A 10,429-nucleotide genomic window follows, 5' to 3' on the forward strand; every position below is an offset into this window, starting at 1 on the left:
TACCCGTGGGGCAGAGCGCTGCTGGCGCTGGCCGAGGCGACCGCCGCAGCCGGGGAACGCGACGAGACGGCGGCGGTGGTCACCGAGGCCACCGAGATCGGCCGGCGGCTGGGTGCGACCCCGCTGGTCGAGGCGGCCGCCACCCTGGCGCGGCGGGTCGGCCTGCGCGCCGGGGGCGGGGCCGGCGCGGACCTGCTGACCGCCCGGGAGCGGGAGGTGCTGCGCCTGGTTGCCGAGGGGTACAGCAACAGCCGGATCGCCGAGCGGCTGTTCATCTCGCCGAAGACGGCAAGCGTGCACGTATCCCGGATCATCGCGAAGCTGGGTGTGACCAACCGGGTGGAGGCCGCCGCCCTGGCCCACCGCCTCGGCCTGCTCACCGAGGCCGCCGCGCCGCGCTGACGCGCACCGAGGCTCCCGCACCGAGACCGGCGGGCCGCGCACCGAAGCCGTCGGGACGCGCACCGAGGCCGCCGCGCTGACGTGGGCCGCCGAGGTCAGCGCGGCAGGTAGATGCGCCAGCCCTCGATGGTGACCAGTTCGAGGCTGCCCGGCGTGACTCGCTGCCGCTCGTCGAGCACCCCCGCCCGGGGTGAGCCGGCCGGCGCGACCCAGGCCGGGGCCGCCGCGCTGTCCACCTCCCGCCGGTACGCGGGGTAGCGGTCGAAACCGGGGCGCCGGGTGTCGTCGACGACCGCGCAGACCACCTGCTCCGCGCTGGTGAAGGTGAGCCGGTTGCAGGTCCAGTAGCCGGCGCGCACGTGCCGTACGCCGAGTTGCCGCAGGGTGCTCACCAACTCGGTGTGCCGGGCCTCGGCGGCCCGGGTCGCCGGGACGGTCTCCGCCGCCCGCCAGGTGGCGTGGGCGGCGGTGCCCAGCGTGGCGGCGAGCAGCACCACAGCGACCGACCGGGCCAGCGTCGACCCGACGCCCCGCCGGCCGGTCGCCGCCGGACGCAGCCCGTGCCGGGCCACCGTCCACACCGGCCAGAGCAGCGCCGGCAGGGAGATGAGCAGGCAGGACAGGTAGCGGGAACTCTCCACCGGGGTGAGCCCGGCGGAACTGCTCACTGTGTACGCGCCGAGGGTGGCCACCGCCGCCAGCACGAGCGCCAGCCGGGCCGCCGCCGCCACCCGGGGCGACACCGCGTCCGGGCCGACAGCGGCGGGGTCAGCGGCGTCGGAGGTGCGCAGGGCCCGCCAGGCGGTGGCGGCGGCGATGGCCAGCAGCAGCGGCAGGGCCAGCGCCCACCACAGTTGCCAGGTGGCGCACTGGCCGGGAGCGCAGAAGCCCATGCCCAGACCGGGGCCGAGCACCAGGCCGCCGTGCAGCCGGTCCGGCCAGCCCGCGCTGGCGTTCGCACCGCTGGCCGCGAGTACGGCGTGCAGCGGGTTGCGCCCGGTCGACAGGCTGTGCAGCAGCAGTGGGGCCGCCCCCAGCACTGCCGCCGCCGCGAGCAGCGCCCCGGCGGCACCGTACAGCTCCCGCCCGCAGAACCCGACGAGGACCGCGCCGGTCGCCGCGACGTACGGCAACACGAGCGGATCGACCCAGAGCATCAGCCCGGCCAGGAACCCCCACGCGGCCCAGCGCGCCAGCCGCCGGCCGGGTCGCCCGGTCGTCCGCCCGTGGGGTTCCCCGGAGCCGGCCGATCGCCGCCCCGGTCGACCGGTGGCCAGATCCACGGCGAGCACCGCCAGCGCCGCCCCGGCCGCGTTCATCTCGGGGTAGCCGCCGCCGGCGATCAGCTGGTTCTTGACGATCCGGTCGGAACCGAGGGCCAGCAGCGCCACCATCAGCAGCCCGAACCACCGGTCCCCGGTCAGCCGCAGCGTCAACCGCCAGGCCAGCAGCAGGAACAGCGCGTACAGGGCCAGCGTGGGCAACCGCAGCCCGAGCAGCGACGGCCCACCGGCCAGGGCGAACACCGGCGCGGCCAGGTACGCCTCCAGCGTGCCCATGTACTGCTGGCCGTAGAACCAGACCGGGAAGCCCTCACCCCGCGCGATGTGCAGCGCGGCCAACCCCATGGTGGCCTCGTCGCTGTTGGTCGGCGGGGCGGCGTGCAGCAGCAGCCAGAGCCGGTAACCCACTCCGGCGAGCACCGCCAACCCGGTGAGCCAACCGACCAGACCGGGACGTACGCCGGGTCGCGGGCGGGGCGAGTCCGCGCCGCGCGGCTGCTCGCGTACGCCGACGGTCATCACAGGATCATGACACCCGGACGCCGAACGGCAGTGCGGCGCTGCCGGCGGAGTCAGCCGGCGGTGGCGACCGAGGCGGCGGCGCGGGCGTCGATGGCCTGCTTGTAGAGCCGGCCGGCCCGGTACGACGAACGCACCAGCGGCCCGCTCATCACCCCGGCGAAGCCGATCTCCTCGGCCTCCTCGCGCAGCTCCACGAACTCCTCCGGCTTGACCCAGCGGGTCACCGGGTGGTGCCGGGGCGAGGGGCGCAGGTACTGGGTGATGGTGATCAGCTCACAGCCGGCCTCGTGCAGGTCGCGCAGCGCCTGCGAGACCTCGGCCCGCTCCTCGCCCATGCCCAGGATGAGGTTGCTCTTGGTGACCAGGCCGTCGGCGCGGGCCTGCCGGATCACGTCCAGCGAGCGGTCGTAGCGGAACGCCGGCCGGATGCGCTTGAAGATGCGCGGCACGGTCTCCACGTTGTGGGCCAGCACCTCGGGACGGGAGCTGAAGACCTCGGCCAACTGCTCGGGGACGGCGTTGAAGTCCGGGATCAGCAGCTCGACGCCGCAGCCGGGCTGCAGGGCGTGGATCTGTCGGACGGTCTCGGCGTACAGCCAGGCGCCGCCGTCGGGCAGGTCGTCACGGGCGACACCGGTGATGGTGGCGTACCGCAGCCCCATCGAGACCACCGACTCGGCGACGCGACGCGGCTCGTCGGCGTCGAACTCGGCCGGCTTGCCGGTGTCGATCTGGCAGAAGTCGCAGCGCCGGGTGCACTGGTCACCACCGATGAGGAAGGTGGCCTCCCGGTCTTCCCAACACTCGTAGATGTTGGGGCAGCCGGCCTCCTGGCAGACGGTGTGCAGCCCTTCGCGCGAGACGAGCCCGCGCAGCTGGGTGTACTCCGGGCCCATCTTGGCCTTGACCTTGATCCATGGCGGTTTGCGCTCGATCGGCGTCTCGGCGTTACGCGCCTCGATCCGCAGCAGACGCCGCCCCTCGGGGGCCGCCGTTGCGGTGCGCGCTGCCTGGCCGGTCGTCGGCGCGGAGTGCTCGATCGTCACGAAAATGAGCCTACGCCGGACGGCGGGTGTCTATGTGCGTCAGGCGACCGGCGTCACGCCCCGAACGTTGTGACGCCGGACACCGGCCGGTCGGAAAAGGGCGTCACAGACCGGGGAACCCGGTGCTACGGTCGCCGGCAACAGCGACGACGGAGCCGAGTAGCCCCCGACCCGCCAGTGCAGAGAGCCGCCGGTGCTGAGAGGCGGTCTGGCACCGGGGCGCGAAGACCCTCCCGAGCTGCGGGAAGAACGGCCGCGGGTCCCTCGCGCCCAGTAGAGCCCGCCCGGCTGGCCCCGGTCATCAGGCGACGAACGAGGCCCCCGCTCCGGCGGGGGCGAAGGTGTGGTGGCACCGCGAGGTTCCCGCTCGCCCACACCTCCCTGGGGCTGATGCGACGCTTTCGCCACCCCGGGGCGGCGACGGCGTGGCGATCGACCGAGGAGCAGCACGCCATGCAACGAACCCTGTCCCAGCAACTGCCCGGCAGGATCGGCACGACAGTGCGGATCGCCGGCTGGGTGCACCGCCGCCGACTGCTCAAGTCGGTGGCCTTCCTGATCGTGCGGGACGCCACCGGCCTGGCCCAGGTGGTCGTCACCGACCCGGCCGTCCGCGCCGAGCTGGAGAAACTCACCGAGGAGACGGTCGTCGAGGTCACCGCGACGGCCACCGCGAACGGCACGGCGCCCGCCGGGGTCGAGCTGACCGACCCGACGGTACGTCTCCTCGGGCCGCCCGCCGTGCCGCCACCGTTCGACCTGTACCGGCCGGCGCTCACCGCGAGCCTGCCCACCCAGCTTGACAACGCGCCCACCGCGCTGCGGCACCCCGCCCGGTCGGCCGCGCTGCGGATCTCGGCGGCCGCGGTGGCGGGGTTCCGGGCCGCACTCGACGCCCAGGACTTCGTGGAGGTCCACACGCCGAAGGTGGTCAGCTCCAGCACCGAGAGCGGGGCGAACGTGTTCGCGCTGGACTGGTTCGGCCGACCCGCGTACCTGGCCCAGTCGCCGCAGTTCTACAAGCAGCTGATGGTCGGCGTCTTCGAACGTGTCTACGAGGTGGGGCCGGCCTTCCGGGCCGAACCGCACGACACCGTCCGGCACCTCGCCCAGTACACGTCGCTCGACGCGGAACTGGGCTTCGTCACCGACCACCGGGACGTGATGCGGGTGCTGCGCGACAGCGTGGCCGGGATGCTGGACGCGGTGAGTGGGCGGGCCGGCAGCGCCCTGGCGACGCTCGGCGTCACGCCGCCGCAGGTGCCGGCGGAGATCCCGGCGGTGCACTTCACCGAGGCGCTGACGATCGCCGGCGCGCCCGCCGACGAGCCGGACCTCGCGCCGGCCCACGAACGGGCGCTGGGGGAGTGGGCCCGGCGCGAACACGGGTCGGACTTCCTCTTCGTCACCGGCTACCCGATGGCGAAGCGTCCCTTCTACACCCACCCGGACCCGGCGCGGCCCGCGTACTCGAACGGTTTTGACCTGCTCTTCCGTGGTCTGGAGCTGGTCACCGGCGGGCAGCGGCTGCACCGGCACGCCGACTACCTGGCGGCGTTGGCGGCCCGGGGTGAGCCGGTCGAGCCGTACGTCGGCTACCTGGACGCGTTCCGGCACGGCATGCCACCGCACGGTGGCTTCGCCGTCGGCCTGGAACGGTTCGTGGCCCGGCTGGTCGGCGCGGCCAACATCCGGGAGGTCACCGCGTTCCCGCGTGACCTGCACCGACTGACGCCATGAGCGAGGCGGGCCCCCGGCGTCGCCGCCGGGGGCCCGCAGCTCAGACCTCGATGAGGGTGGAAAGCCGGCGCTCGACCACCGGCAGCACGTCGGCGACGCTGATCGGGCGGCCCAGCTCGGCGGTGAGCGAGGTGACGCCCGCGTCCCGGATGCCGCACGGCACGATCCGGTCGAAGTACGTCAGGTCGCAGTCGCAGTTGATCGAGAAGCCGTGCAGGGTGACGCCCCGGGCCACCCGGATGCCGATGGCCGCCACCTTGCGGGCCGGCCCCCGGTCGTCCTCGGGCACCCAGACCCCGCTGCGCCCCTCGACCCGGCCGGCGGTCAGCCCGAACTCGGCGCACACGTCGATGAGCAGCTCTTCGGTCCGGCGCACGTAGGCGACCACGTCCACCGGGTCGGGCAGGCGCAGGATCGGGTAACCGACGAGCTGCCCCGGCCCATGCCAGGTGATCTTGCCGCCACGGTCCACGTCGACGACCGGAGTGCCGTCCATGGGCCGGTCCCACGGTTCGGTGCGCTTGCCAGCGGTGTAGACGCTCGGATGCTCCAGCAGCAGCACCGTGTCGCCGCGCTCGCCGGCCACCACCGATTCGTGCAGGCGCCGCTGCTCGTCCCAGGCGGCCTGGTAGTCGAGCAGGCCGGCACGGACGGCCGTCAGGCCTGGGGTCGTCGTCGTCACGGCAACCAGCCTAGTCCCGTCAGAGGCGATCATCCCTGGTGAGCCGCCTCACCGGGGAAGATCACCTGCCTACTGGTCGGCCGGTGGAATGCGCCAGAGCCAGACGTCGTCGACCCGTTGCGGCTCGCCGAACAGGGCGGTGCCGGTACGCAGCAGCGCCTCCTCGTCGACCTCGAACTTCGCGCCGTGCACCTCGTCGGCGAGCACCACCGTCTCGATGCGCCAGTGCCGCAGGTCCGACTGGACCTCCCGGATCGTTCCGTCGGTGACGATGGGGACCAGCCCGGTGCGGCCGGCCTGGTCCATCAACGCGCTCAGCGTGCGCGGCACCGGACCGATCCGGCCCCGCCCGTCCGGCCCGCCGGGGCCGAGGAAGAAGCCGCCCGGGATGGCGAACTCGCCCTGGCGGTGCGACAACGCGTACGCCTGCCAGCGCTGGCCGTCCGGGTAGATGTCCACGGTCAGCGGCACCGGGGTCAGCACCCCGTCGGGTGACACGTAGTCCCGCCAGGTGCCGGAGGTGATGAAGCGCGGGATCGGCTCCCGCTCGTCGGTCAGCAGCGGGGTGGGCAGCAGCGGCAGCAGGGCCACCGCGAAACCCAGCAGCCAGGCCAGTTCCGTGGAGCGGTGCCGGGGTGGTGCGGCGCGCAACTGGTCGACGACGTACGCCAGCAACAGCCCGACCACGGGCGCGACCACCAGCGCCAGCCGGGCCGGCAGTGCGGCGTTCACCACCGGCAGTTGTCCGACCAGGTCGAACGGCATGGGCAGATCGGTGCGTCGGCCGTCGACCTTGGCGACCGGCCCGAAGGAGAGCACCGTGAAGATCAGAGCGAGGGCGCCCAGCGCCCAGAGGGTGGCCCGGCGGTGCGGGTCGGCCCGCCGCCAGAGCACGACGAAACAGATCACGGTGAGCCCCAGCAGCGGGATGCCGAAGAACGAGTTCTCCTCGGTCGGGTTCGGCGCCAGCGAGGTGCCCAACCCGGCCTCGCCGGCCAGCGAGCGGCGCGGGAAGGCGGCGAACGCCGCGATGTCCTCCGAGTGGATCACCGGATCGAAGCCGGTGCCGTGGAACCGCTGTGGCCCGGCGAAGTGCAACCACAGGGGGTACGACAGCAGCACGCCGGCGACCACTGCGGTCACCCCGAGCCCGCGCAGGAAGGTGGGCAGCGCGGCGCGGGCCTCCACCCGGTTGGCCGGGTGCAGCGCCCAGATGGCGACGAACACCCCCAGTGCCAGCGCGGTGAAGAAGAGCCCCTCGGCGGCGATCGAGAAGGCCACCGCGACCAGCACGCCGAGGATCACCCCGTCGCGCAGCCAGTGCCCGGGGCGGCGTAGCGCGAACAGCCGCCAGATCAGCAGCGGCACCAGCCAACCGGCGGTCCAGTTCAGGTGCGCGTTGGCGTGCGACACCATGCCGGGGGAGTAGGCGATGAACAGGGCGCCGACCCCGGCGGCCAGCCGGCTGCGGACCAGGTGCCGGGAGAGCAGCCAGTACCAGACCAGCGCGGTGGCGAGGAGGTTCAGGGTGAGGATCACCAGGAACGTCGCCGGCGGCCCGATCAGGTACGTGAGCGGGGCGAAGACCACCGCGTACACCGTGATCGTCGTGTTGACCGCGAGGTTCACGCCGTCCGGGACGTTGATCAGGTAGGTGAAGAGCGGGTTGTCCCAGTGGGTGACCGCGTGCCCACCGAAGGCCAGCAGCCATTCGAACAGCGCCTGGTCGCTGGAGTTGGCGGTGATGGTGCGGACGTTCGGGTCCCGCCACAGCCCACTGGTCACCCAGACGGCGAGCGCGAGCGCCACCAGCACGACGATCAGGTCGGCCCGGCGGTCCCGGACGGTGCGCGGCGGTGACACGGGTGCGGGCCCGGTGGCCAGCGACGGGGAGGACGGCACGCAGCGGACGTTACCAACCGGACCTGGACGGGCCGGTCAGACCTGCAAGGACGGGACCGTTGGGGATGGAATAGGTCCGCCACGGCGACGGTCCGGCGTACACAGCGTCCGTCGTGAATGTGTGAGTGTGCCCCATGTCATAGCGCCGACACGTCGTCGTAACGTCACGGCAACCCGACAGTGACCCAGTTCACAGTCCGCCCTCCAGGAGGCCGCCGTGCGCCGCTCCTCATCCACCCTCACCCGGCTGCTCGGTGTGGTCGCCGGGCTCGCCCTCGCCGTAGCGGGCGCGGTCGCCGTCGCCGCACCCGCCCAGGCCGCCACCCTCACCCAGGTCACCGGGTTCGGCTCCAACCCCGGCAACCTCGCCATGTACGCCTACCGGCCGGACGGCCTGCCGGCCAACTCCCCGGCCGTCGTCCTGCTGCACGGGTGCACGCAGAACGCCTCCGGCTACTTCGCCAACTCCGGCTGGCAGAAGTACGCCGACCAGTGGAAGTTCGCCCTGATCGTCGCCCAGCAGCCCGCCGGCAACAACGCCAACTCCTGCTTCAACTTCTTCGAGGCGGGGGACACCACCCGAGGTCAGGGTGAGGCGCTGTCGATCAAGCAGATGGTCGACCACGCCAAGACGAACTACGGGGTGAACGGCTCCCGGGTCTACGTCAGCGGGCTCTCCGCGGGCGGGGCGATGAGCGCGGTCATGCTGGCCACCTACCCGGACGTCTTCGCGGCCGGATCGATCATCGCGGGGATCCCGTACCGTTGCGCCACCAGCATGGTCAACGCGTTCAGCTGCATGAGCCCGGGTGCGGACAAGACCCCGGCCGCGTGGGGCGACCTGGTGCGTGGCGCGTACTCCGGCTACACCGGCCCGCGCCCCCGGGTGGCCATCTGGCACGGCACCTCGGACTACACGGTCGTACCGCTCAACGGCACCGAGTCCCGCGACCAGTGGACCAACGTGCGGGGCGTGTCGCAGACCCCGACCAGCACCTCGTCGCTGCCCGGCAACACCAGCCTCGAGGTGTACGGCAACGACGACGTGCGGCTCTACCGGATCTCCGGGATGGGCCACGGCACGCCCGTCGACCCGGGCTCGGCGGCCGAGCAGTGCGGCACCGCCGGCGCGTACTTCCTGGACTCCATCTGCTCGACGTACCGTGACGCGCTCTTCTTCGGTCTGAACGGCGGCGGGACCAACCCGACCCCGACCCCGACGGTCACCCCCACGCCGACCCCGACGGCCACCCCGACCACGCCGCCGACCTGTGTGACGGCCAGCAACTACGCGCACGTGGCGGCCGGTCGGGCGTACCAGTCCGGCGGCTACGCCTACGCCAACGGCTCCAACCAGCGCATGGGCCTCTACAACACCTTCTACACCAGCGCCCTCAAGCAAACCGCCCCCAACCACTGGGTAATCGGCTGCTGACCCCCACCCCGCTTGCCCCTGTTGATCAAGAGGTTTGCGTCGTCCGGAAGCCGGAATCTGACGCAAACCTCTTGATCGACAGGGCTGTCGGTGGGGGATCAGGTCAGGCGGGCCAGGACCGGCGCGAGCGGATCCAGCGCGTCGCTGCGGACCACGAACCGGGTCACCCCCCAGCGCCGTTCGTGTTCGACGACCGCCGTGATGATCTCGTCCACAGTGCCGATCAGCACGAACGGGGTGGCCAGCAGTTCGGCGGGCGTCATGCCGTTGCGCCGGGCCTGTTCCGCGGCGGCAGCCTCCGCGTCGTCGGTGACCACCACCGTCTGGACCAGCGCCTCCAACGCCGGCGGGTCGGTCCGGCCGGCCGCGCCGGCGGCCACACAGGCCAGCTGTGCCTCGATCTGGTCGGCCCGCCAGCGCGCCTCATGCTGGTGGCCGTCGGCGAGGGTACGTCCGAACCCGGTCAGCCCGACCACGTCGGCGTGCGCGCCGGCCCAGCGCAGCAGCGTCGAGTTCGCCGTACCCATCGTCAGCGGGATCCGGTCCTGCACCGGCCGGGGTTCGCGCAGCATCGCCTCGCGCATCGTCAGCTCGGCCGAGTCGACGGTGACCGAGGCGCCGTCGAGCAGGGCGCGTACCGCCTCGGCGACGGCCACGCAACGGCGGACCCGGCCGGCCACGTCGGGGCGTTCCCGGCCTACCGCGCGCCACTCCGCCGGGGTGTGACCGGCGCCGACACCGAGCCGGGCCCGTCCGCCGGAGATCAGATCAAGGGTGGCCACGTCGGCCGCGAGCAGCATCGGTTCCCGTACGCCGAGGTTCGACACGTACGAGCCGAGGCCGATCGTCGAGGTGACCGGGGCGGCGGCGGCAAGCGCCACGAACGGTGACGTCACGTCGCCGGGGTGGTCCGCGGCGAGCAGAGCGTCGAAGCCGGCGGTCTCGGCCCGACGGGCCAGCTCGGCCCAGCTCGCCGCGTCGGTCGGGGTGGCCTGGAGGGAGAAAATCGCCATTGGTCCAGCATCGGCCCACGCTGGCCCACCGACGACCCGCCGACAGCCGATTCTGCCAAGGGCCGAACCACCGGGGGTAGGCAGGACGGGGTGGGGGTTAGGGGGTTGTTAGGGCTGCTTGGAGGGCTTGGGGGAGGGTTTGGTGGTGGTAGGGGTAGGCGGCTCTCGTTAGGACTCCGGGGAGGACTCTGGTGCTGGTGAGGGCCTCGTGGGAGAAGCCGCCGAGCACCACCTTGAGCGCCAGCGCGGGGATCGGGATGATCGCCGGGCGGTGCAGTTGCCGGGCCAGCTCGCTGGTGAACTCCGTGTTGGTGACCGGGTTCGGCCCCACCACGTTGACCGGGCCGGCGATGTCGTCGCTGTCGAGCAGGAAGCGGGTCGCGTCCAGCCAGTCGGCCATCGAG

At 72.8% G+C, this 10,429-nt stretch carries 9 protein-coding genes; 3 read left to right on the plus strand and 6 right to left on the minus strand.

The window, feature by feature from the left end:
* Positions 1-402: response regulator transcription factor (locus KBX08_RS31355; protein WP_210787388.1), on the plus strand; the 402-nt coding region annotated here is incomplete at its 5' end.
* A 95-nt stretch (positions 403-497) separates the two neighbouring features.
* On the opposite strand, the gene KBX08_RS31360 is transcribed toward KBX08_RS31355, so the two are convergent.
* Together KBX08_RS31360 and lipA are read right to left on the minus strand one after the other, a co-directional pair.
* The gene (locus KBX08_RS31360; protein WP_210787389.1) at positions 498-2,204 is read right to left on the minus strand and encodes a hypothetical protein; all 1,707 of its coding nucleotides are present in this window, start codon (positions 2,202-2,204) and stop codon (positions 498-500) included.
* A 53-nt stretch (positions 2,205-2,257) separates the two neighbouring features.
* On the minus strand, positions 2,258-3,253 hold the full coding sequence (lipA, locus tag KBX08_RS31365) for a lipoyl synthase (protein WP_112589194.1): 996 nt from the start codon (positions 3,251-3,253) through the stop codon (positions 2,258-2,260).
* 453 nt (positions 3,254-3,706) lie between these two features.
* Here lipA and aspS point away from each other — a divergent pair, with 453 nt between their 5' ends.
* Positions 3,707-4,993: an aspartate--tRNA(Asn) ligase gene (gene aspS / locus KBX08_RS31370; RefSeq protein WP_210787390.1), complete on the plus strand. Its 1,287-nt coding sequence runs from the start codon at positions 3,707-3,709 to the stop codon at positions 4,991-4,993.
* A 40-nt stretch (positions 4,994-5,033) separates the two neighbouring features.
* Here the strand turns inward: aspS and lipB are convergent, their stop codons facing one another.
* Both lipB and KBX08_RS31380 read right to left on the minus strand, forming a co-directional pair.
* Positions 5,034-5,675, minus strand: coding sequence for a lipoyl(octanoyl) transferase LipB (lipB, locus tag KBX08_RS31375; RefSeq protein ID WP_210787391.1), 642 nt, complete (start codon positions 5,673-5,675; stop codon positions 5,034-5,036).
* Between the two features lie 69 nt (positions 5,676-5,744).
* Positions 5,745-7,577 (minus strand): DUF2079 domain-containing protein, encoded by a 1,833-nt coding sequence (locus tag KBX08_RS31380; RefSeq protein ID WP_210787392.1) that lies wholly within the window; start codon positions 7,575-7,577, stop codon positions 5,745-5,747.
* Positions 7,578-7,794: 217 nt separating this feature from the next.
* Here KBX08_RS31380 and KBX08_RS31385 point away from each other — a divergent pair, with 217 nt between their 5' ends.
* Positions 7,795-9,012 carry a PHB depolymerase family esterase gene (locus KBX08_RS31385; RefSeq protein WP_210787393.1) on the plus strand — a complete coding sequence of 406 codons (1,218 nt, stop codon included), beginning with the start codon at positions 7,795-7,797 and terminating at the stop codon, positions 9,010-9,012.
* Positions 9,013-9,110: 98 nt separating this feature from the next.
* Here KBX08_RS31385 and KBX08_RS31390 read toward each other — a convergent pair whose 3' ends face one another.
* Positions 9,111-10,025 (minus strand): LLM class flavin-dependent oxidoreductase, encoded by a 915-nt coding sequence (locus KBX08_RS31390; protein WP_210787394.1) that lies wholly within the window; start codon positions 10,023-10,025, stop codon positions 9,111-9,113.
* A 97-nt stretch (positions 10,026-10,122) separates the two neighbouring features.
* On the minus strand, positions 10,123-10,429 hold a 307-nt coding region (locus KBX08_RS31395), incomplete at its 5' end, for a DUF1731 domain-containing protein (protein WP_210787395.1).

The organism is Micromonospora sp. H61 (genome assembly GCF_018070325.1).
In the GTDB taxonomy this organism is placed as follows: domain Bacteria; phylum Actinomycetota; class Actinomycetes; order Mycobacteriales; family Micromonosporaceae; genus Micromonospora; species Micromonospora salmantinae.